This is a genomic window from Afipia sp. GW823-FHT06G09 (genome assembly GCF_058794875.1).
In genome coordinates this window covers 477,560-497,700 of record NZ_JBXAHF010000004.1, presented here as the reverse complement: position 1 = coordinate 497,700, position 20,141 = coordinate 477,560, and the positions used below count along the sequence as shown (strand labels likewise).

The window sequence follows — 20,141 nt, the reverse complement described above, 5'->3', positions numbered from 1 at the left end:
TGTGATTGATGTGCACCTCGATCGGAGGGATTGCTGGGAGCGCCTATCATGGAAAAGACGATTGATCTGAGAACATCGGTTACCGAACTGCCTACGTCTGGCGTGTCGTGGGCGGCGATTGCGGCGGGAGCCCTCGCCGCCTTGGCATTGACCCTCGTGCTTTTGTGGTTCGGAACCGGGATGGGATTCACCGTGGTATCGCCGTGGAGCGACTCGGGTGTCTCTGCCACGACATTCAAGATTGGAACCGGGCTTTATCTCGTCGTCGTGGCAATGATCTCGTCCGCGATAGGCGGCCATATCGCCGGTCGCCTGCGAACGCCGTGGTACGGCATTCACAGCAACGAGACCTACTTCCGCGACACCGCGCAGGGCTTTCTCGCGTGGGCATTGGCATCCGTCGTGGGCGCCCTGTTGCTGGCTTCAGCAGCGACTTCCATCATCGGCAGCACAGCGGGCGGCCTCTCGCAGGGCGCGGGCACCGCAGCCGCGCAATCCTCCGGCCCGATGAGCGGTTATGTTGACCAGCTTCTCCGCCCCGACCCGGCAGCCGCAACCGTTCCGGCTGGCGACGCCAATGACATCCGCGACGAGTTGACCCGGCTGCTGACGTCCAGCTTCGGCACAGAACGCGACTTGAAGCCCGCCGATCGCACCTATGTGGCTCAGGTGGTCGCCCGCCGCACCTCGCTGAGCCAGGCCGACGCCGAGAAGCGCGTCAACGACGTCGTGACACAGGCGAAGTCCGATCTCGACAAGGCCCGCAAGGCCGCGGCGCAGTTGGCGTTCTGGATGGCTGCGTCTCTGCTGGTTGGTGCCTTCGCGGCAAGCATCGCTGCGGCTGAAGCCGGGGCATTTCGCGATCGCAACTGGGGCACCGCCCCATTCACGAGGGAGTAAAGCTCATGCCAATTCTGCTCTGGCTACTTGGAATTCCACTGCCGCTGATTTTGCTGATCATCCTGCTTCGCTGAAGCTGATCTCGGCACATAAAAAAGCCGCCAGTGTCAGAAGACACTGGCGGCAATGCCCCAGCCCAAAAGGGGCACCGCTCAAAAACTGGAGTAAATGAGCGGCCCGGCTGACCTAGCAACAATCGGGCCACGAAGGAACGCCGCCACGAGGCCCGCGCGGGCCAAGTCCGGCGGTAAGCTTAACGCGATGCTGCGATCGCGGCTTTTGCCGCCTCGATGTCGCCCGGTCCGCCCACCGACACACCGACCGCGCCATCGGCAATACGCTTGACCAGACCGGACAGCACCTTGCCCGCGCCGATTTCGAGGAAGTGCGTCACGCCCTGCGACGCCATCCACGCTACGCTCTCGCGCCAGCGCACCGTGCCGGTCACCTGCTCGACCAGCCGCTTGCGGATTTCGTCCGGGTCGGTGATCGCCGACGCCAGCACGTTGGATACCACCGGCACCTTCGGCTTGTTGATGGTCACGCCTGCAAGCGCCTGCGCCATCGCGTCCGCTGCGGGCTGCATCAGGCGGCAATGGAACGGCGCCGACACCGGCAACAGCATCGCGCGCTTGGCGCCCTTGGTCTTGGCGATCTCAAGCGCACGCTCCACGGCGGCCTTGTCTCCTGAGACGACCACCTGTCCACCGCCGTTGTCGTTGGCGGCCTGACAGACCTGTCCCTGCGCCGCCTCTTCGGCCACCGCGACTGCGGCGTCGTAATCGAGCCCGAGCAGCGCCGCCATTGCGCCGACACCCACCGGCACGGCCTTCTGCATGGCGAGGCCGCGCGTGCGCAGCAGCTTCGCGGTGTCGCTGATCGAGAAAGTGCCAGCCGCGGCCAGCGCGGAGTATTCGCCGAGCGAGTGACCGGCGACGAACGCCGCATCGCGCGCGATGTCGATCCCGGCTTCGGTCTCCAGCACGCGCAGCGTCGCCAGCGACACGGCCATCAACGCTGGCTGCGCGTTTTCGGTGAGTTGCAGCGTTTCCGCCGGCCCCTCCCAGATAATCGCCGTCAGCTTTTCGCCGAGCGCCGCATCGACCTCGTCGAACACAGCCTTTGCTGCCGGAAATGCGTCGGCGAGCGCCTTGCCCATGCCGACCGCCTGCGATCCCTGACCGGGAAAGGTGAATGCTGCTGTCATGAAAGTCCCCAAAGGTGAGCAGGCCGTAAGACACCGCCGGGGCCACGGGTGTCAAGCTGTGGTGCGGTGAACCCTATGAAACCCAGATCCGGTCGGCCACCGGACGGCTCGCCCAGCGGCCCCGCAGGCCAATGACCGAGCTGGGCGGGAACCCAGCTCCAGAGATGCGCGTTTCGTTCCTGGGGCGCCCAGTGGAGTGCGCAATATGGACGAAGACCCTCGCAAACCACAGACGCTAGCCTTGGCGCCGGTCTTGATCTTCGCGCTGGTTCTCGCCGCCGTATTTGGGGCGGCGCTGATCACCACATTTGACCGCAGCCCGATGGTCGTGACCGCCACAGATACCGCACCGCCCGGCACAACCGGCCTGGCAAAATCCCGTCCCACCACGGAGCGCAAATGATCGCGAATAGCAATTTGGATGACACAGTTGGCGGCAAACGCGCCTACCACAAGTTCCTCTGGGGCGCCGCCATAGGCGCCGTTATCCTCGGAGGCGCTTTGGGTTATTCCAGCCAGCGGATGGACGTCGGCAAGGTCTTTCCGATTGTTGGCGCCCCTTCCTTCCCGATTTCCCCTCATACGGAAGCGCCAAGGCTGGCGGACACAAAATAGGGTGACAGCCGCCTGGGTGGCTGAAAGTGTCGGTAAAACGGGCCTGTGGGGGCTTTTCTGGCCTCCATAAGCCCTGTTTTGCCTTGCAACCAGCCCCAGAATCCTTATAACCGCGCCATCCGTGGATCCCGGCCGGGAGCTGAACGGACGGTCTCACCAATCTCACCACCCTTGGCGATGTTGATGTGACAGGGCCAGTCGGTCCGTCGTCCCGTGCTTCCGCCTTCTGAGCATATCGAGTCCTTTCCGAAGGTCTCGAAGGGCTTGCCGCCGGGAACCGCGCTCACACTGGAAAGGACTCCCATGCCTCTTTACGAGCATGTTTTTCTCGCGCGTCAGGATGCGAGCGCCCAGCAGGTCGAGGAATTCACCACGCAGATTACCGGCGTGATCGAAGGTCTCGGCGGCAAGGTCACCAAGACCGAGAACTGGGGCGTGCGCTCCCTCACCTATCGCATGAACAAGAACCGCAAGGCTCACTTCATGCTGCTCAACATCGACGGCCCCGCAGCGGTGGTCTCCGAGATCGAGCGTCAGGAACGCATCAACGAAGACATCATCCGTTATCTCACCGTCCGCGTCGACGAGCTGGAGGAAGGTCCCTCCGCCATGATGCGCAAGGCCGAGCGTGACCGCGACGAGCGCGGTGGCGGCGGCTTCCGTGGCGACCGTGAAGGCGGCGGATTCCGTGGCGGCGACCGCGAAGGCGGTGGCTTCCGTGGTGACCGCGGTCCGCGCCGCTCGCGTGACGATGACGCAACTGCGTCGGTAGAGGAGTAAGAACAATGGCTGAAGCAGGTGCACGCCGTCCGTTCTTCCGTCGCCGCAAGACGTGCCCGTTCACGGGCCCGAACGCGCCGAAGATCGACTACAAGGATTCGAAGCTGCTGATGCGTTACGTGTCCGAGCGCGGCAAGATTGTGCCGAGCCGCATCACGGCCGTGTCGGCAAAGAAGCAGCGTGAACTCGCCCGCGCCATCAAGCGCTCGCGGTTCCTCGGTCTGCTGCCTTACGTGATCCGCTAACGATACAGCGAGCGCGCGGCTTTCGCGCGCTCGCTTACTTTCTCGACGTTTATTCTCATAACACTGCGGGGTCGTCCCACGGTGGATGGTTGGGGTTCAAGAAACCTCTAACTGCTCGAAAGGAGCAGGACAGCTGATGATGACAGGACTTCTCATTGCACTGGCGGCCGGCCTCGCGTCGGCGACGATGTTCGCGTCGATTGTTTCGGGCGCGCTGATTTCGCTTGTCCTGTTTTATCTCGCCCCGCTCCCGTTGATGGTCGCGGCGCTCGGCTGGGGATCGGCCACCGCACTGATCGGCGGCATCATCGCGGCCCTCGGCCTCGGCACCATCTTCGGCATCCCCTACATGGCGGCGTTCGCGCTGACCATCGCACTGCCTGCGTGGTGGCTCGGACATCTGACCCTACTGGCGCGTCCGGTCTCGAACGACCCGCAGCTCGCCAACCTGGCTCCCGCGCTCGACTGGTATCCGCTCGGCCGAATCCTCGCATGGGTGGCGGTGTTCGCCAGCATCACCACGATCAGCGCATTCCTGACATTGGGCAGCGATGCAGAAACGATCAATGCCGCCTTGCGCGGCTTCCTGATGCGCGTCATGCGTAACCGCGCCAGCATCCCCCAGGGGGAGACCGATCGCGCCGTTGACGCACTGGTCATGATCGGACCGAGTATCGCCACCATCATCGCGATGCTGACACTGACGCTCAACCTGTGGCTGTCCGCGAAAATCACCACGATGTCCGGCCGGCTGAAGCGGCCGTGGCCCGACCTGCGCACAACGACGCTGCCGAGAATCGTGCTCGGTGCGCTGCTCGTCGCCATCCTGCTCTGCTTTGTCGGCGGACTGCTGGCGATGCTGGCGCAGATCACGACCGCTGCATTGCTGATGGCCTATGCCGCCACCGGCTTCGCGGTGCTGCATACAGTCACTCAAACGTTCTCTGGCCGCACCTTCGTGCTCGGAGCCGCTTACGCCGGCACGATGCTCATCGGGTGGCCGCTGCTTGGAATGGTCGGCCTCGGTCTCGCCGACGCGATTTTTGGAATTCGACAAGCCTACTGGACGCGGCACGGGCCACCGCCCATGCCGACAACCTGACATTCAACCCGAACTCATCAACCCAACTCAGACACCGAACGGAGAAATCAAATGGAAGTCATTCTGCTGGAACGCGTGGCCAAGCTCGGCCAGATGGGCGACGTGGTCAAAGTGAAGGACGGGTTCGCCCGCAACTTCCTGCTCAAGCGCAACAAGGCACTGCGCGCGACCAAGGAAAACCGCGAGAAGTACGACGGCATGAAGGCCGACCTCGAGGCCAAGAACATCAAGGCCAAGGGTGAAGCCACCGAAGTCGCCAAGAAGATCGACGGACGTAACGTCGTCATCATCCGTCAGGCGTCGGAAACCGGCCAGCTCTACGGCTCGGTCTCGGTGCGCGACATCATGGCTGCCCTCGAGAAGGACGGCGTTGCACTGAACCGCCAGCAGGTTCTGCTCGACGCGCCGATCAAGGTCATCGGTCAGCACCAGATCACCATCGCCGTGCATCCTGAAGTCGAAGTGCATGTGTCGACGACGGTGGCCCGTTCCGAAGCCGAAGCCGAGCGCATCAACCGCGGCGAAGACGTCAACAGCCGTCAGGAAGACCGCGACGCGGCCGCAGAAGCTATCGCCGCAGCCGGCGAGTTCTTTGATCCTGAAGCGCAGCACGACGACACTGCCGAGCCGGCTGCTCCTGCCGAAGAGAAGTAAGACTCCGGCGCAAGCCAATTGCTGCAATAAGGAAAGCCCGGCCCTCATCGAGGCCGGGCTTTTTGTTTAGCTGACAACCTTCGGCGCCATCGCCTGGTCAATCATCGCAATCGATGCCAGCGCGGTGGCGGTGTGCTTCTCCGCGCCGTCGATGATGCAGAACACGTCGGCCGCGACGACCGACACCTGCCGTCCCGGCTTCACCACGCGCGCACGGCAGATCAGCCGGTCGCCCGACGCCGGTGCAAGCAGGTTCAGCTTGTATTCCGCGGTCAGCGCCGCCTGCCCCTTCACTGTCGCAGCCGCAATCGTGGTTGCGTTGTCGATCAGGAATGCGGTGACGCCGCCGTGGAAAAATCCGTTCTGCTGCAACAGCTCCGGCCGGCGATCCACCGACAGCACGCAAGTGCCTCGCGTCAGATCTGTTACCTCCGCGCCAACATGGGTCATGAATCCCTGACGCATGACGTTGCTGCGGATGTGGTCCGCGATCGGCGTGAACTCCGTATCGCTGTGAAGCATTATCGCTCTCCCCTCACCATCAAGGCACGAACGGCACATGCGATCAGCTCATCGGCATGATCGCGCGGATCGGATGGATCGCGGCCCGAGAGCCACGCGCGGCAAACGAATTGCGCGGGGCCGATGATCTGGCTGAAGAACAACGATGCCTTCATTGGCACCAGTTCGCCGCTCGCGACCAGCGGCGCGCGCCATGCCTCGACGCCTTCGGCAACGGTCGCATTCCGCGCCTTGCGCGCGTCGCGAACATCCTGCGCCCACTCACTGCGCGATATCTCGAACAGGAAGTTGGCTTCGCGGCGGTTGTTGACGACCCAATCCAGATGCGTGCGGATCAGGCGCGCGATGCCTTCCGCCGCGCCAGGCGGCGGGTCGATCACATCGAGCATGGCAATGTGATAACGGCGCAGCAGTTCGAGAAACAGCGTGCCCGCCAGTTCGCGCTTCGAATTGAAGAAATGAAAGAAGCTGCCATTGGACGCGCCCGCGCGTTCGCGGATCGCGGCCACGGTCGCGCCCTCGAAGCCATCCTGATCGAACACCGCCAAAGCCGCAGTCAGCAGATCGTCGCGTGCGCCGGCCATCCTCGCCATCCTTGTCGACTGGAGTATTGCTCTAGAGCACGACTCCAGTCAAGACGACAGCCATCGCGCGGCAACCCGCTGCGCGGCCAGATAGCGGATTAGCGGGAGATTGGCGGCGCTGGGTTTCCCGCCGGAACCGGGGGCGGACCAGCCGAAACCACGGGTTTCGGTGTCGGTGCAGGCCCGATGTCGATAGTCAGCGGACCCGACGGCGCATCCTGTTTCGGAGGAGCCACGGCCACTTCGGCAGGCTTTTCAGCCTCCTTCGGCGCAGGCGTGACCGCAGGTACCGGATCGGCACGCGTTCCGTCCACCTTGGCGGTCTCGGTCTTGTCAGAGTCCTTGGGCGGCTCGGCCTTGTCTGCCTCGGGTTTGACGTCCGGTTTGGCCGCCTCTGCGGGCTGCTCACCATGGCGAGCTTCGTTCTTGGGCGGCAAGCCGTCCTTGCCCGCTTTCGCAGCCTCTCGGGCCGCCTGTCGCGCGGCCCGCCGTTCCGCAGCGGCCTTCTGCTTTGCCGTCAGCGTTTGAGGATCGGGCTGACCACTCTGGAACCCGTCGGCATCCGGCCGGGAGGCTTCGCGCGTCGGCTTGCGGCCCTTGGCGGCATGTTCCGGACCCGGCTCCTGAGCCGGTTTCGGACCGGACTTCGCCTCTTGTCCCTGCTTGGTCAGGTTGCCTCCGCCCGGAGCAGCATTCGCGGCTCCGTTGGAAAGCACATAGGCGCTCATGGCCGCAGCCATATCGGTGCTGGTGGTGTAGTGCTGGCGCAGGAAGCCCGGCAGCGATCCGGGCGAGACGGTTTTCAGCAATCCGCGCGAACTCTTGTGGCAGAGCGAGCAGGTGCTGGAGAAAATCTGGGACGGAGGCTTGCCGGCTTCGAGATTCTGCGCGTCCGCCGGGGTCGCCCCGAAACAGCCCAACACGAAAGCCACCGCCGCCAAAATGAGCGCTCGGCTCAACATCCAAGGTCTCCAGATCTATCAGCCAGTCAAGGACGGATGGCGGTACCCCCTGCCCTCAGCCTCGGGTCACCTTTAGCGGATTATGACGCGAATGGAAGCACCGAGATTTCCCATCAAGGTAACGTTGTTGATATTGCTGAACTCCGTTCCAGTCCCGGCTGTTAGCCGAATTAGATTCCACTGCCGGGGGTGAAGCAGAACACATCTGCGCTGTACGCACGGTCTGGCCTGGGCGCGCAGAGGTGACTCCGTCCGTCGGGATTGTCTCGTTTCTGCTCGACCTTCTCAGGAGGAACACGAAGCCACCTCCCGTCTTCACGACGTCTGGCAAACCAGACGCCGCCTTCGACGCGGGCTTCGGTCGGATAGCAGTCGTGTTGACTGCAGCAGGATAAGTGGGGGTTATCCGGCCTCATCCATGTCGAATAAAACTTCTCGTGGATTTGCTCGTCTTCCGGCGGGTGTTGATGTTGCGCAGATGCGGCCCCGAACAAAAGCCCGGCAGTCATCAAGCCAACGATGCCGCGCCAAGTGATCACGAGCACCACTCCGGCCACGATCCCGGCACGACCCGGGACTCGGGAGGCAGTCTATCACCGCAGCCGCCGGAGGAAAAACGCAGATCCAAACCACGCGTGGCTCGCAGCCATCGTCAAGAAGAAATCCAATCTCGAGATACACCGGCTGATCGAATTCTGTGCAGCGCCAAGCGAGGAAGAAGTCGCCGGTATTGGACATTTCGCAACTGCGTGAGCCGGTCACAGACCGCCAAAGCCGTTCCCTTTTGGCATGCCGCCCTCCGCTCACCGGACAAAAACGCAGAGCAGCCTTCCGCGGCCGCCACCTACGGCAAATTGCGATTGAAACCGGAACAAAAATTGCCAACATTTATCTGGATGTGAGACCACTTTGGATCGTTGGACATGCGTTCGATGGATCGATTGCTGCGGTTTTTCCTGGGCCAGTTCATCCGGCGTGGCTCAGTGACGTTTGCGATGACGAGCGGAGCGACCTTCACCTGCGGCGATGGCACAGGGAAGCCGGTCGCGGTGAGGTTTCTGACGAAGGAAGCCGAACGTCACCTGTTGCTCGACCCCGAACTTGCGCTGGGCGAAATCTACACCGACGGCGACTTCGTGGTCGAAATTGGGTCGATAACCGATCTTCTGGAAATCGTACTCGGTCAGCCGGATCTGGTGCCGCGCTGGTCGCGAGCCCGCTGGTGGCTCCGCTACCTGATCCGGCACTGGCAACAGTTCAACCCGCCCGAACGTTCGAAACGCAACGTCGCCAGTCACTACGACCTCGACGGGCGGCTGTACCGGCTCTTCCTCGACGCCGACATGCAATACAGTTGCGCCTACTTCGAGACGCCGGAGTCCACGCTCGACGACGCTCAGCTCGCCAAGAAGCGCCATCTCGCCGCCAAGCTGCTGGTCAAACCGGGCCATCGTCTGCTCGACATCGGTTCGGGCTGGGGCGGCCTCGGCCTTTATCTCGCGGAAATGACCGGCGCGAACGTCACCGGCGTCACCCTCTCCGAAGAACAGCTCGGCGTCTCCAACGCACGCGCCGGCGAACTCAACCTGACCGACCGCGCACAATTCCGCTTGCAGGACTATCGCGAGACGCCCGGCCCGTTCGACCGCATCGTGTCGGTTGGCATGTTCGAGCATGTCGGTGTCGATTACTACGACACCTATTTCAAACGCTGCGCGGAACTGCTCACCGACGACGGCGTGATGATGCTGCATGCCATTGGCCGCCCGGAAGGACCCGGCATTACCAACCCGTGGGTCGCAAAGTACATTTTCCCTGGCGGGTACATTCCCGCGCTCTCGGAAGTGCTGCCGGCCATCGAGCGCTCGGGACTACTGGTCGCCGACATTGAAATCCTGCGGCTGCACTATGCCGAAACCCTGAAAGCCTGGCGCGAGCGTTTCCTCGCCCGGCGCGAGGAAGCCGCGAAGCTATACGACGAACGCTTTGTCCGGATGTGGGAATTCTATCTGGGAGCGTCAGAGATGTCGTTCCGCAAACAGAACAGCATGGTATTCCAGATCCAGCTCACCAGGAAGCAGGACACGGTTCCGATCACGCGCGATTACATCGCCCGCGAGGAAGAACGGCTGCGCGGTGTGGAGGCTACGAAGCGTCCGGCGTTGCGGCTGGCGGGCGAATAAACGCGTTTGGCTCAGGCATATAGACCGGTCAAGCCTCACACGGATGACAATCCAAGTTTCATTCGAAACAAGTTGTGTGAATCGTGCATAAGACCATATGGCGCTTTCACCCTGCCCTGCAGGGGTGCTTGATACGCGCCCCGCATTCGCCGAATTGGAAGCATACTTTCTCACGATGGCCATTACTGATTCGAACATTATCAAGCTCGCGCCGGAAGCCGGCACGCCGGCCTACCGGGTTGCGCCTCATAATATCGAGGCCGAACAGGGACTTCTCGGCGCCATCCTGGTCAACAACGACGCATTTTACCGCGTCTCCGACTTCCTCGAGCCGAAGCATTTCTTCGAGCCGATCCATCAGCTGTTTTTCGAAACCGCAGGCAGCCTGATCCGCGCCGGCAAGATCGCGACGCCGGTCACGCTGAAGACCTTCGTTCCGGCGGAAACCGACATTGGCGGCATGACGGTCGCTCAGTACCTCGCCCGCCTCGCCGCCGAGGCAACCACCATCATCAACGCCCAGGACTACGGGCGGACCGTCTATGATCTTTCGATCCGGCGCGATCTCATTCGCGTCGGCGAAGACATGGTCAATGTCGCGTTCGACGCGCCAGTGGATTTCGCGCCGCGCGCGCAGATCGAGGACGCGGAAAAGAAGCTCTACGACCTCGCCGAGTCCGGACGCTACGACGGCGGCTTCCAGAAATTCTCGCGGGCGCTGACGACCGCCGTGGACATGGCCGCCGCCGCCTACAGCCGCGACGGCAACCTGTCGGGCCTCGCCTCCGGCCTGCGCGACATGGACACCAAGATGGGCGGTCTGCAGCCGTCCGACCTGATCATCCTCGCCGGACGCCCCGCGATGGGCAAGACGGCGCTCGCGACCAACATTGCCTTCAACATCGCGCGCAACTGGCGCGGCGAAGTGCAGGCCGACGGCCAGATGAAATCGGTCGACGGCGGCATTGTCGGCTTCTTCTCGCTGGAAATGTCTGCGGAACAGCTCGCCACACGTATTCTGTCCGAGCGTACCGGTATTTCATCAAGTTCGATCCGCCGCGGCGGCATCAGCGAGCGGGATTTCGACAAGATCCGCGAGCACTCCATCGAGATGCAGAACCTGCCGTTCTATGTCGACGACAGCGGCGGCATCTCGATCTCGCAGCTCACAGCGCGTGCGCGGCGGCTGAAACGGCAGAAAGGTCTCGATCTTCTGATCATCGACTACATCCAGCTCCTGTCCGGATCGGGCAAGCGCTCCGACAACCGCGTGCAGGAAATCACCGAGATCACCACCGGCCTCAAGGCGCTGGCCAAGGAATTGAACGTCCCCATCATTGCGCTGTCGCAGTTGTCGCGTCAGGTCGAAAACCGCGACGACAAGCGCCCGCAGCTCGCGGACCTGCGCGAATCGGGATCGATCGAGCAGGACGCCGACGTGGTGCTGTTCGTGTATCGCGAGGAATACTATCTCCAGAGCAAGGAGCCGCGCCCCGGTACGCCCGAGCATGAAAAATGGATGCTCGACATGTCGCTGGTCCACGGCAAGGCCGAAGTCATCATCGGCAAACAGCGTCACGGCCCCACCGGCACCATCAACCTGCACTTCGATGCCAACGTCACGCGGTTCGGTGACCTTGCGCATGACGGCCAGGTGCCCGAACGATTTGGCTGATCGGACATACTTTCGCTCGCAAAGAGTGTGCTAGGGTGCGGTTCAACTGTTGAATCACACTGCGAACCTCCGCCCGAGCCAATGCCTCCTGCTTCCGATCTCAAGACCGCGACATCTGGCGCGACTGCGAATACCGCAGACGTGCGCATGCCTGCCAGCGCGACCGGCGTTCTGACCATCGACCTCGACGCCATCGTCGCCAACTGGCGCAAACTCGAAAGCCATGCGGTGCCTGCGGACTGCGCCGCCGTCGTGAAAGCCGACGCCTATGGCTGCGGCATCACACAGGTCACCCGCGCGCTGGCGCGGGCAGGATGCAGGACCTTCTTCGTCGCCACACTGGACGAGGCGCGCGCGGCGCGTGAAGTCACTCCCACCTCCGCTATCTACGTGCTCGATGGATTTTTTCCGGGCTCCGGCGATCAGTTTGCGAAGATCGATTGCCGCCCGGTGATCGGCGACGCCACCGAACTCGCCGAGTGGGACGCGTTCCGCAAGACCAGCGGCTGGGAAGGTCAGGCAGCGATTCACATCGACACCGGCATGAACCGTCTCGGCTTCCGCGTCATGGAAGCGCAGGCGCTGCTGCCACGGATCAAGAACGGCAATCACGGCATTTCGCTGGTGATGAGCCATCTCACCAGCGCCGAGATGCTGCACGATCCGGCCAATGGACGCCAGGTCGCGGCATTTCGGGAAATCGCGTCGCAGTTCTCCGGCGTTCCCGCCTCGCTGTCGAACTCCTCCGGCATTTTTCTGGGACCCCAATTCCATTTCGATCTGGTGCGTCCGGGCGCGGCCCTCTACGGCGTCAATCCAACGCCGGAAGCCGATACGCCGATGCTGCCGGTGGTCGATCTCAAGGTGCGCGTGGCGCAGGTGCGCAACATCGAGAAAGGCGAGCACGTCGGATACGGCGGCACCTGGACGGCGCGGCAGCCGACGCGGCTGGCGATCGTCACGGCAGGTTATGCCGACGGATATTTCCGTGCCGCAGGCAGCATCGATAACATGCGCAGCGCCGAAGTGATGGTCGCGGGCAAGCGCTGCCCGGTTGCCGGACGCATCTCGATGGACCTGATGGCGATCGACATCACTGCCCTGCCGCCCGGAGCAACGCGGCGCGGCGCGCTGGTATCGCTTCTCAACAACGAGATCACGGTCGATGAACTCGCGCACCACTTCGGCACCATCGGCTACGAGGTGCTGACCAGTCTCGGCAAGCGATATACGCGCATCTACAAGGGCGGTGAGTAAAGGGCCAGCTCAAGTCACCCGCGGCTTGCGAGTATCAGCTGTCAGCATATTCGATCGGCAGGCCAACCATTCCAGCCCCGCTGTCGAACACCACTTCCTCGACCAGGCTTGATCGCCAGGGGCACCAGTTGTTGTGCGGCAGAAATGCTCCGCCCACCTCGTCCAGGTGCTTTTCGACCTGCACAATCGAAGCCTCGCACACTTCCATCGCCTGTCCGAAAAACTCGATCGAAGCCGGATCGAGATGCCAGCTCCATGGCCTGTTGTAAGGTTTCGGCGTTTTGACGATCACGCCTCTTATGCTCGTACTCTCCGTGATCCTTCGTGACAGGATCGCGCGAGCCTTCTTTATTGTAGCTTCGTCGGTAATCTCGACCACAAAACCGCGATTGATAACTTCCTGAATGCATCTGAAAAATGCCATGCCAGAAATCCCTTGTTCAAATGTTGCAATGCTTGCATGGATGATCCTTCCACTTCAAGACTCCCCGATTCAACAATGAGATTTGAGAAAAGACCCGAAGGGAACGCCGAATGCCGGACGTGATGGAGTTCAAACCCGGAAACTACAGGTTCATCGTCTCCCCGGGCGGGCCGTTCTCCAGCGGCGTTGCCGCGATGCCCGGTTACGCCTTGCGGCGCGTCCGTTTTGCGCATCCGATCCCGATGGCCGATGGCTTCGCCTTCATCAAGGCGCATCTTGAGCGGGAGGGCCGCCCCGTCACGGCGCTGGCCGCCTGTGAACTGCGCTCGCCTGCCGCGATGACCGTTGAGCAATTTCAGGCTTTCAACGGCGAATATCTGAAGACGCTGCATCAATGGGGCTGCAAGTCCGGCGACGTCAATCCGCTGGCGCGCAGCAACCTCGCACCGATCACCGAGGTCCCAACCGAAGCGATGTTCTTCGCCTTCACCTACACCGTTCCCGAAGCAAGCGCCTCGGGTGACTTCCTGATCTCGGGCAAGCCTGAAATCCGCGACGGCGTCACCACCGACCGCATCGTCGGCGGCCGCGACGTGTCGCTCAAAGGACTAGAGACCAAGGCACGTTTTGTCATGAACGCCATGCGCGAGCGCGTCGATGCGCTGGGATGCAAGTGGGACGATGTGACTGCCGCGCAGATTTATACCGTGCACGACATCCGTCCGTTGCTCGACACGGTCTTTGCCGAAGACAAGGTGAGCCAGATCGGTCTTGCCTGGTATCCGGCCTGGCCGCCGGTGATCGGCATGGAGTTCGAGGTGGACGTACGAAGCGTGCGGACCGAACTGGTGATCGACGCGCGGTGAGAAAAGAAAGCCGTACCCCCGTCGGTCTCTCGATGACCGCTACCTCTACTTCTTGCTCCGTTTCTTCAGCACCATGTTGCCGACCAGCATGAATTTCTGCGCGCGTTTTCCGGTGTCGACCTCGGTTGTGTAAATGTTGCCTTTGGAGTCCAGCGCGAGATTGTGAATCCAGTGGAAGTCGCCGGCCATGCGGCCGTTGCGGCCGAAGCGTCCGACAATCTGTCCGTTCTCGCGCTTGAGTGTGCGGACCTCGTTGTTGGCGCCGTCGGCATTGATGAGAAATGTCTGGGCCGGATCATTCCAGATTTCGAGATCCCACACCGAGCCGTTGGCCAGTGTTTGCTTCTCGATGAACATCTCCTTGACGAAGCTGCCGTCCTTCCTGAACACCTGAATGCGGTCGTTCTGGCGATCGCACACATAAACAAGTCCGTCCTTCGCGATACGCACGCAATGGACCGGGTTGGCGAACTGCTGTGATGGCGGTGCGTCCGGATTGTAGGCCCCCATCCGTTCGTCTGTCGGCGGCTTGCCGTAGGCGCCCCACATCCGCTTGAACGCGCCGGTCTCGGAGTCGAACACGATGATGCGATGGTTGTAGTAACCGTCCGCGACATAGACCTCGTTCGCGGCAATATCGACCGTCATGTTCGCGGGACGGCCGAGGCGCGTGGTGTCGCTGCTATTGGTCTGCAGACCGGACCTGCCGATCTGCATCACGAACTTGCCCTCGCGGGTGAACTTCAGAATCTGGCCGTCGTTTTCGCCGTTGCCCGCGAGCCAGACGAAGCCCTTCGCGTCGATATAGATGCCATGCTCGTTGGTCGGCCAGTCGTAGCCCTCGCCCTTGCCACCCCACGCCGTGATCAGATTGCCTGCCTGATCGAACTCCATCACCGGCGGCGCTGGCACGCAGCATTTCGTGCGCGGCGGATTGAAGCTCGCCGCCCTCTCGTCATCGGTCAGCGTACGTGGCCGCTGCAACACCCAGACGTGATCCTGCGCATCGACCGCAACGCCCGCCGCCTGTCCCATGATCCAGTTGTTGGGCAGCGGCTTCGGCCATTGCGCATCGACCTGGAATTTCGGCGCATCGGCGGCCTGAACCGCACTCGCGAGGATGAGGCCGGCAACGGCGGCAATCCATTTCATGGCGTCACTCCCTTTGCCGCGTCTTGCCGGTAGCCGGTCAAGCGTGGTCGTTGTTTTGTTGTCCCGGCGCATGTGAGATGTCGCCTCCCGCCGGCCGCCCGAGACGATAGTCCGATCCGAAGGTAACCCGCTATCGGTCCCCGGCGCTGACATGGGTTGACTTTTTAACGCTTTATGTGAACAAAAGAGGAACACACGATTCCCGTTGCTCCGACGCTGGCAGGCCCCTCCATGGCGAAAAACGCCCTCTCCTTCGTCTGTCAGAATTGCGGAGCTGCCTACAATAAATGGCAGGGTAAATGTGAATCCTGCGGTGAGTGGAATACGCTGTCTGAAGAAGACACGACCGGCGCGACGTCCATGCCCGCGAATTTGCGCCCCAAGCGCAAGGGCCGGCCGTTCGCGCTGGAAACCCTCACCGGTTCGAGTCCCGAAGCGCCCCGCCTGTCGTCCGGAATGGGTGAACTCGATCGCGTCACCGGCGGCGGCTTCGTTCGCGGCTCGGTGCTGCTGGTCGGCGGCGATCCCGGCATCGGAAAATCGACACTGCTGACCCAGGCCACCAGCCTGATGGCGCGCGCGGGACATCGCGTGGTCTACATCTCGGGTGAAGAGGCCGTCGCGCAGGTCCGTCTTCGCGCCGCGCGTCTCGGTCTCGCCGACGCCGCGGTGCAACTGGCCGCGCAGACCTCCGTCGAAGACATCATCGCCACGCTGTCGGAAGGAACCCCGCCTCGCCTCGTGGTGATCGATTCGATCCAGACCATGTGGACCGACACCGTCGAATCCGCGCCCGGAACGGTGACGCAGGTCCGCGCATCGGCACAGGCACTGATCCGCTTCGCAAAGAAATCCGGCGCGGCCCTTATTCTGGTCGGTCACGTCACCAAGGACGGCCAGATCGCCGGCCCCCGTGTGGTCGAGCACATGGTCGATGCGGTGATGAGCTTCGAGGGCGAAGGCTCGCAGCAGTTCCGCATCCTGCGCGCGGTGAAGAACCGCTTCGGTCCTACCGACGAAATCGGTGTGTTCGAGATGACCGGTCTGGGCCTGCGCGAAGTCTCAAATCCATCCGAACTGTTCCTGTCCGAGCGCGATCTCGGCAGCCCCGGCACAGCCGTGTTCGCCGGTCTTGAAGGCACGCGCCCGGTGCTGGTCGAACTGCAGGCGCTGGTTGTGCCGACAACGCTCGGAACGCCGCGACGCGCGGTGGTGGGTTGGGAATCCAGCCGCCTTTCGATGGTGCTCGCGGTGCTGGAGGCGCATTGCGGGGTCAAGCTCTCCGGCTACGACGTCTACTTCAATGTCGCCGGCGGCCTCCGGATCAACGAGCCTGCGGCAGACATGGCGGCAGCAGCGGCGCTGGTGTCGTCGCTCGCCAACGCGCCGTTGCCGGTCGATGCGGTCTATTTCGGCGAAATCTCGCTGTCGGGTGCGGTTCGGCCGGTGGCCCAGACCTCGGCCCGTCTGAAGGAGGCCGCCAAGCTCGGCTTCGGCCGCGCCGTGCTGCCTGAAAATGCGCGCGGCGATACCGGCGGCGACGCCGGAATGTCGCTCAATACGGTGGGATCGCTGACCTCGCTGGTTGCGGACATTGCCGCGCGGGGCAGCAAAGCCACAGCCCGAGGGAAAACCGCAGCTTCAGGCTGAATTAAGCCTGTCGAGAACCAAAGGCGGCGTGACGCTGGCGTGACCGGCCGCTATATAGCCCGCGACGTTGAACGGCTGCAGATTGCGTCCGCTACGGATCGTTAACCGCAACAGGCGATCCATAAGAGCGATGCAGTTTTGCCGTTGATGTCTGGGTTTTTGCGGGTTCCCGGCCCTTGCGGGACGTGCGATATGGCCGTCAGCTATCCGGACCTGAGACAACCCGATTCGGGGTTTTGAAACTGAAAGCGGATCTGACCAGCCGATGCCGATAACGCTTCTCGACATTATCGTTCTTGCCGTGATGCTGTTGTCGGGCCTTCTGGCGATGATCCGCGGCTTCATGCGCGAGATTCTGTCGATCGCTGCCTGGGGCGCCGCTGCGCTGACCACGCTCTACGCCTATCAGAAGCTGCTGCCGACTGCGAAAACCTACTTCAACAACGAGACCGTCGCGGCGGTGGCCGTCGTCGCCGGCGTGTTCATTCTGACGCTGATCGTGGTGTCGATCATCACCGTCCGCATCTCGGACATGATCTTGGATTCGCGGATCGGCGCACTCGACCGCACCCTCGGCTTCCTGTTCGGGCTCGCGCGCGGACTTTTGATCATGGTGGTGGCATTTTTGTTCTTCGCTTGGCTGGTGCCGGACAAACAACAGCCAGATTGGGTCCGTAACGCCAAGTCGCGGGTGATGTTGCAGGGAACCGGCGATTGGCTGATGGGCCTCTTGCCGGATGATCCCGAAAACACCATCTTGAAGAGGTTCAAGAAAAAAGGCGACGAGGAGCAGCAGACTGATGCGGCTCCCGAACCGCGCACAACGGCAACGGTGGGGAACGACGGCGGGTACGGGAAAACAGCCCGTGACGGCATGAAGCAGTTGATCGAAGGCAAAGCCGCAGGACGCTAGATTCAGTTCTAGTCCTGCCTCAGACAAGGGCGCGGTGGACCATATGAAAACCCCTTCCGGCGATCACTCCACTCCTCCCTCCAAATCCGACTACGACCTGGATGACGATCTGGACAAGGATCTGAACGGCGACACGCTGCGCGAGGAGTGCGGCGTGTTCGGCATCTTCGGGCATCCCGAAGCCGCGGCGATCACCGCCCTCGGCCTCCACGCCCTTCAGCATCGCGGACAGGAAGCCGCCGGCATCGTCACTTACGACGGCCACCGCTTCCATTCCGAACGCCGCCTCGGCCTCGTCGGAGACACCTTCTCCCGCGCCGAAGTGATCGAACGCCTTCCCGGCAATATGGCCGTCGGCCATGTCCGCTACTCCACCACCGGCGGCACCATCCTGCGCAACGTGCAGCCGCTGTTCGCCGAACTCAATGCAGGCGGCTTTGCCGTCGGCCACAACGGCAATCTCACCAACGGCCTGACGCTGCGGCGCGAGCTGGTCCGCCACGGCGCAATGATGCAGTCGACCACCGACACCGAGGTGATCCTGCATCTGGTAGCGCAATCGAAGCGCGGCCGTTTCATCGAGCGCTATATCGAAGCTCTTCGCGCCATCGAGGGCGCCTATGCGCTGGTGTCGCTGACCAACAAGAAGCTGATCGGCGCGCGCGATCCGCTCGGCATCCGCCCGCTGGTGCTCGGCGAACTCGACAACTGTCCGATTCTCGCCTCCGAGACCTGCGCGCTTGACATCATCGGCGCGAAATATGTCCGCGACATCGAGCCCGGCGAAGTCATCGTGTTCGACGAGAAGGGCACGGAAATCCACAAGCCGTTCCCGCCGCAGCCGCCCCGCCCCTGCATCTTCGAATACATCTATTTCTCGCGGCCCGACTCCATCGTCGGCGGCCGCTCAGTCTACGAAGTCCGCAAGGCCTTCGGCGCGCAGCTTGCACGGGAAAGCCATGTCGATGTTGACGTGGTGGTGCCGGTGCCGGATTCCGGCGTCCCCGCCGCGGTCGGCTACAGCCAGCATTCGGGCGTGCCGTTCGAGCTTGGTATCATCCGCAACCACTATGTCGGCCGCACCTTCATTCAGCCGACGCAGAGCGTGCGCGAGCTTGGCGTGCGCATGAAGCATGCGCCCAACCGCGCCGCCATCGAAGGCAAGCGCATTATCCTGATCGACGACTCGCTGGTGCGCGGCACCACATCGAAGAAGATCGTGCGCATGATGCGCGACGCCGGCGCGAAGGAGGTTCACTTCCGCCTCGCCTCGCCGCCGATCATCAACCCGGATTACTACGGCATCGATCTGCCGGACCGTGGCGGCCTTCTGGCGGCGACCCATACGCTTGAGGAAATGCGCGACATCATCGGCGCGGACTCCCTGGCGTTCCTGTCGATCGATGGCATGTACCGCGCGATGGGATTCGCGGAGCGCGATCCGGCCAATCCGAAGTTCGCGGATCACTGCTTCACCGGCGCCTATCCGACCCACCTCACCGACCAGACCCAGGTCGAACAGCCGCAGCACCAGCTCTCGCTGCTGGCCGAAGCGAGCTAAGCCGTCTCCATCTTCGCGTGTTGTGTGCCGTAACAATCGGGACATGAGGAGAGCGGAAGCGTTTCCGCTCGCGGGTGGTCATGCGTGGCTGAGCGGTCAGCAGCTCTCGATCAAATCCGCTCCCCCAGACATCGTTCTCGTCGACTGCATGATGGTCACATCCGCCACGCGTCGCGCTTGAACTGCTGCCGGGCGCAGAGACACCGGCCGGATGATGAGGCGGTCGAGATCATTGCAATTCTGCCGCTCGACGAACCTGACCGCGAACCCGTCTGGCAGAAGCCTGACCACGCGGCCGATGCAGGATCCAACGGCCAGCGGCGTTCCGACCTCCGGTTGCAACTGGGCCGAGACTGCTGCGCCCGAAGCCGACATGTCGATCACAAAGCATTCCTGGATATTGCCGTCGGCCAGGGTCAGCGTGGAATGCGAACTCGCGGGAATAATGCGCGCATCCTTCCTTTCGTCGGAAATGCTGGGGTCCTTCTGCTTCTTCTCCAGCCAGGTGAGCTTGCTCGCAAACTTTTCACGCATCGCGCGAACCATCTCCAGCTCGACCAGAAAGCCACCCGCGATCGTGTCAGTGATGGAGCCGTCGAACGTGCCGAAGTCACGGAAATAGGATGTGACGCGGTCGCCGACCTTGCCGACCACCGGCACCTCGACCATCATCCGGAACGGTGAAACGCGGGTTGTCCGGCATGCGAAGGTGCGTAGCCGCCCCTGCGGATCATACCAGTTTGGAAGTTTATAATTACCGCCAACTATGACCTTGACGGCTCGCTGCTTGAGAAACTCTTTGACGGACAAAGCGTGATCCTCGCGATAAAGCCTGCTGGCTCTAATACGCTGAACTTTACGAGGAAATGACCCGAAAGGCGGAATTCAT

22 protein-coding genes are annotated in these 20,141 nt (G+C 62.4%); 15 read left to right on the top strand and 7 right to left on the bottom strand.

The features are described from left to right. Positions 1 to 48 precede the first annotated feature (48 nt). Positions 49 to 900 carry a hypothetical protein gene (locus tag AC1Q67_RS19220; protein WP_492236744.1) on the top strand — a complete coding sequence of 284 codons (852 nt, stop codon included), beginning with the start codon at positions 49 to 51 and terminating at the stop codon, positions 898 to 900. Between the two features lie 253 nt (positions 901 to 1,153). Here AC1Q67_RS19220 and fabD read toward each other — a convergent pair whose 3' ends face one another. Beyond that, on the bottom strand, positions 1,154 to 2,107 hold the full coding sequence (gene fabD / locus AC1Q67_RS19215) for an ACP S-malonyltransferase (RefSeq protein WP_492236745.1): 954 nt from the start codon (positions 2,105 to 2,107) through the stop codon (positions 1,154 to 1,156). Between the two features lie 205 nt (positions 2,108 to 2,312). Between fabD and AC1Q67_RS19210 the strand changes: the two genes are divergently transcribed. The 6 genes from AC1Q67_RS19210 (at position 2,313) to rplI (ending at position 5,503) form a co-directional block, all read left to right on the top strand. Next, complete coding sequence (locus AC1Q67_RS19210; protein ID WP_024577512.1) at positions 2,313 to 2,510, top strand: hypothetical protein; 198 nt, start codon at positions 2,313 to 2,315, stop codon at positions 2,508 to 2,510. Next, a complete protein-coding gene (locus AC1Q67_RS19205; RefSeq protein WP_024577513.1) occupies positions 2,507 to 2,722 on the top strand; it encodes a hypothetical protein in 216 nt (71 codons plus the stop codon). The genes AC1Q67_RS19210 and AC1Q67_RS19205 overlap by 4 nt, the downstream gene beginning before the upstream one ends. A 303-nt stretch (positions 2,723 to 3,025) precedes the next feature. Beyond that, entirely contained in the window at positions 3,026 to 3,502 is a 477-nt protein-coding gene (rpsF, locus tag AC1Q67_RS19200; protein ID WP_006020268.1) for a 30S ribosomal protein S6, read from the top strand. A gap of 5 nt (positions 3,503 to 3,507) precedes the next feature. Next, complete coding sequence (rpsR, locus tag AC1Q67_RS19195) at positions 3,508 to 3,747, top strand: 30S ribosomal protein S18 (RefSeq protein ID WP_002711478.1); 240 nt, start codon at positions 3,508 to 3,510, stop codon at positions 3,745 to 3,747. A 136-nt stretch (positions 3,748 to 3,883) separates the two neighbouring features. Continuing rightward, a complete protein-coding gene (locus tag AC1Q67_RS19190; protein ID WP_492236746.1) occupies positions 3,884 to 4,849 on the top strand; it encodes a YybS family protein in 966 nt (321 codons plus the stop codon). 51 nt (positions 4,850 to 4,900) lie between these two features. Continuing rightward, positions 4,901 to 5,503 (top strand): 50S ribosomal protein L9, encoded by a 603-nt coding sequence (gene rplI, locus AC1Q67_RS19185; protein WP_024577515.1) that lies wholly within the window; start codon positions 4,901 to 4,903, stop codon positions 5,501 to 5,503. A 66-nt stretch (positions 5,504 to 5,569) separates the two neighbouring features. On the opposite strand, the gene AC1Q67_RS19180 is transcribed toward rplI, so the two are convergent. The 3 genes from AC1Q67_RS19180 to AC1Q67_RS19170 form a co-directional block, all read right to left on the bottom strand. After that, positions 5,570 to 6,025, bottom strand: a complete 456-nt coding sequence (locus tag AC1Q67_RS19180) for a PaaI family thioesterase (RefSeq protein ID WP_492236747.1) — start codon at positions 6,023 to 6,025, stop codon at positions 5,570 to 5,572. Beyond that, on the bottom strand, positions 6,025 to 6,609 hold the full coding sequence (locus AC1Q67_RS19175; RefSeq protein ID WP_492236748.1) for a TetR/AcrR family transcriptional regulator: 585 nt from the start codon (positions 6,607 to 6,609) through the stop codon (positions 6,025 to 6,027). Before AC1Q67_RS19175 ends, AC1Q67_RS19180 begins: the two co-directional genes overlap by 1 nt. A gap of 98 nt (positions 6,610 to 6,707) precedes the next feature. Next, positions 6,708 to 7,571 (bottom strand): hypothetical protein, encoded by an 864-nt coding sequence (locus AC1Q67_RS19170; RefSeq protein ID WP_492236749.1) that lies wholly within the window; start codon positions 7,569 to 7,571, stop codon positions 6,708 to 6,710. Positions 7,572 to 8,008: 437 nt separating this feature from the next. Between AC1Q67_RS19170 and AC1Q67_RS19165 the strand changes: the two genes are divergently transcribed. The 4 genes from AC1Q67_RS19165 (at position 8,009) to alr (ending at position 12,686) form a co-directional block, all read left to right on the top strand. Then, positions 8,009 to 8,473, top strand: a complete 465-nt coding sequence (locus AC1Q67_RS19165; RefSeq protein WP_492236750.1) for a hypothetical protein — start codon at positions 8,009 to 8,011, stop codon at positions 8,471 to 8,473. A gap of 30 nt (positions 8,474 to 8,503) precedes the next feature. After that, positions 8,504 to 9,754 carry a cyclopropane fatty acid synthase gene (locus AC1Q67_RS19160; protein WP_024577520.1) on the top strand — a complete coding sequence of 417 codons (1,251 nt, stop codon included), beginning with the start codon at positions 8,504 to 8,506 and terminating at the stop codon, positions 9,752 to 9,754. Between the two features lie 175 nt (positions 9,755 to 9,929). Beyond that, positions 9,930 to 11,429: a replicative DNA helicase gene (locus AC1Q67_RS19155; RefSeq protein WP_492236751.1), complete on the top strand. Its 1,500-nt coding sequence runs from the start codon at positions 9,930 to 9,932 to the stop codon at positions 11,427 to 11,429. 81 nt (positions 11,430 to 11,510) lie between these two features. Next, a complete protein-coding gene (gene alr / locus AC1Q67_RS19150) occupies positions 11,511 to 12,686 on the top strand; it encodes an alanine racemase (protein WP_492236752.1) in 1,176 nt (391 codons plus the stop codon). Between the two features lie 34 nt (positions 12,687 to 12,720). On the opposite strand, the gene AC1Q67_RS19145 is transcribed toward alr, so the two are convergent. After that, positions 12,721 to 13,110, bottom strand: a complete 390-nt coding sequence (locus AC1Q67_RS19145) for a BP74-related protein (RefSeq protein WP_492236753.1) — start codon at positions 13,108 to 13,110, stop codon at positions 12,721 to 12,723. Positions 13,111 to 13,220: 110 nt separating this feature from the next. Between AC1Q67_RS19145 and cnbZ the strand changes: the two genes are divergently transcribed. After that, entirely contained in the window at positions 13,221 to 13,976 is a 756-nt protein-coding gene (cnbZ, locus tag AC1Q67_RS19140; protein WP_492236754.1) for a 2-amino-5-chloromuconate deaminase CnbZ, read from the top strand. 45 nt (positions 13,977 to 14,021) lie between these two features. Here cnbZ and AC1Q67_RS19135 read toward each other — a convergent pair whose 3' ends face one another. After that, the gene (locus AC1Q67_RS19135) at positions 14,022 to 15,128 is read right to left on the bottom strand and encodes an NHL repeat-containing protein (RefSeq protein WP_492236755.1); all 1,107 of its coding nucleotides are present in this window, start codon (positions 15,126 to 15,128) and stop codon (positions 14,022 to 14,024) included. A gap of 231 nt (positions 15,129 to 15,359) precedes the next feature. On the opposite strand from AC1Q67_RS19135, the gene radA reads away from it, so the two are divergent. The 3 genes from radA (at position 15,360) to purF (ending at position 19,252) form a co-directional block, all read left to right on the top strand. Then, positions 15,360 to 16,778 (top strand): DNA repair protein RadA, encoded by a 1,419-nt coding sequence (gene radA / locus AC1Q67_RS19130; protein WP_024920048.1) that lies wholly within the window; start codon positions 15,360 to 15,362, stop codon positions 16,776 to 16,778. Positions 16,779 to 17,043: 265 nt separating this feature from the next. Then, the gene (locus tag AC1Q67_RS19125; protein ID WP_006020256.1) at positions 17,044 to 17,691 is read left to right on the top strand and encodes a CvpA family protein; all 648 of its coding nucleotides are present in this window, start codon (positions 17,044 to 17,046) and stop codon (positions 17,689 to 17,691) included. A gap of 43 nt (positions 17,692 to 17,734) precedes the next feature. Further along, positions 17,735 to 19,252 carry an amidophosphoribosyltransferase gene (gene purF / locus AC1Q67_RS19120; RefSeq protein ID WP_492236756.1) on the top strand — a complete coding sequence of 506 codons (1,518 nt, stop codon included), beginning with the start codon at positions 17,735 to 17,737 and terminating at the stop codon, positions 19,250 to 19,252. A gap of 96 nt (positions 19,253 to 19,348) precedes the next feature. Here purF and AC1Q67_RS19115 read toward each other — a convergent pair whose 3' ends face one another. Beyond that, positions 19,349 to 20,062, bottom strand: a complete 714-nt coding sequence (locus AC1Q67_RS19115; protein WP_492236757.1) for a PilZ domain-containing protein — start codon at positions 20,060 to 20,062, stop codon at positions 19,349 to 19,351. Between the last annotated feature and the right edge of the window lie 79 nt (positions 20,063 to 20,141).

Bases quoted from the DNA above. Each gene is read 5' to 3' on its own strand.
- AC1Q67_RS19220 (WP_492236744.1), top strand. From the start codon at position 49: ATGGAAAAGACGATTGATCTGAGAACATCGGTTACCGAACTGCCTACG.
- fabD (WP_492236745.1), bottom strand. From the start codon at position 2,107: ATGACAGCAGCATTCACCTTTCCCGGTCAGGGATCGCAGGCGGTCGGC.
- AC1Q67_RS19210 (WP_024577512.1), top strand. From the start codon at position 2,313: ATGGACGAAGACCCTCGCAAACCACAGACGCTAGCCTTGGCGCCGGTC.
- AC1Q67_RS19205 (WP_024577513.1), top strand. From the start codon at position 2,507: ATGATCGCGAATAGCAATTTGGATGACACAGTTGGCGGCAAACGCGCC.
- rpsF (WP_006020268.1), top strand. From the start codon at position 3,026: ATGCCTCTTTACGAGCATGTTTTTCTCGCGCGTCAGGATGCGAGCGCC.
- rpsR (WP_002711478.1), top strand. From the start codon at position 3,508: ATGGCTGAAGCAGGTGCACGCCGTCCGTTCTTCCGTCGCCGCAAGACG.
- AC1Q67_RS19190 (WP_492236746.1), top strand. From the start codon at position 3,884: ATGATGACAGGACTTCTCATTGCACTGGCGGCCGGCCTCGCGTCGGCG.
- rplI (WP_024577515.1), top strand. From the start codon at position 4,901: ATGGAAGTCATTCTGCTGGAACGCGTGGCCAAGCTCGGCCAGATGGGC.
- AC1Q67_RS19180 (WP_492236747.1), bottom strand. From the start codon at position 6,025: ATGCTTCACAGCGATACGGAGTTCACGCCGATCGCGGACCACATCCGC.
- AC1Q67_RS19175 (WP_492236748.1), bottom strand. From the start codon at position 6,609: ATGGCCGGCGCACGCGACGATCTGCTGACTGCGGCTTTGGCGGTGTTC.
- AC1Q67_RS19170 (WP_492236749.1), bottom strand. From the start codon at position 7,571: ATGTTGAGCCGAGCGCTCATTTTGGCGGCGGTGGCTTTCGTGTTGGGC.
- AC1Q67_RS19160 (WP_024577520.1), top strand. From the start codon at position 8,504: ATGGATCGATTGCTGCGGTTTTTCCTGGGCCAGTTCATCCGGCGTGGC.
- AC1Q67_RS19155 (WP_492236751.1), top strand. From the start codon at position 9,930: ATGGCCATTACTGATTCGAACATTATCAAGCTCGCGCCGGAAGCCGGC.
- alr (WP_492236752.1), top strand. From the start codon at position 11,511: ATGCCTCCTGCTTCCGATCTCAAGACCGCGACATCTGGCGCGACTGCG.
- AC1Q67_RS19145 (WP_492236753.1), bottom strand. From the start codon at position 13,110: ATGGCATTTTTCAGATGCATTCAGGAAGTTATCAATCGCGGTTTTGTG.
- cnbZ (WP_492236754.1), top strand. From the start codon at position 13,221: ATGCCGGACGTGATGGAGTTCAAACCCGGAAACTACAGGTTCATCGTC.
- AC1Q67_RS19135 (WP_492236755.1), bottom strand. From the start codon at position 15,128: ATGAAATGGATTGCCGCCGTTGCCGGCCTCATCCTCGCGAGTGCGGTT.
- radA (WP_024920048.1), top strand. From the start codon at position 15,360: ATGGCGAAAAACGCCCTCTCCTTCGTCTGTCAGAATTGCGGAGCTGCC.
- AC1Q67_RS19125 (WP_006020256.1), top strand. From the start codon at position 17,044: ATGCCGATAACGCTTCTCGACATTATCGTTCTTGCCGTGATGCTGTTG.
- purF (WP_492236756.1), top strand. From the start codon at position 17,735: ATGAAAACCCCTTCCGGCGATCACTCCACTCCTCCCTCCAAATCCGAC.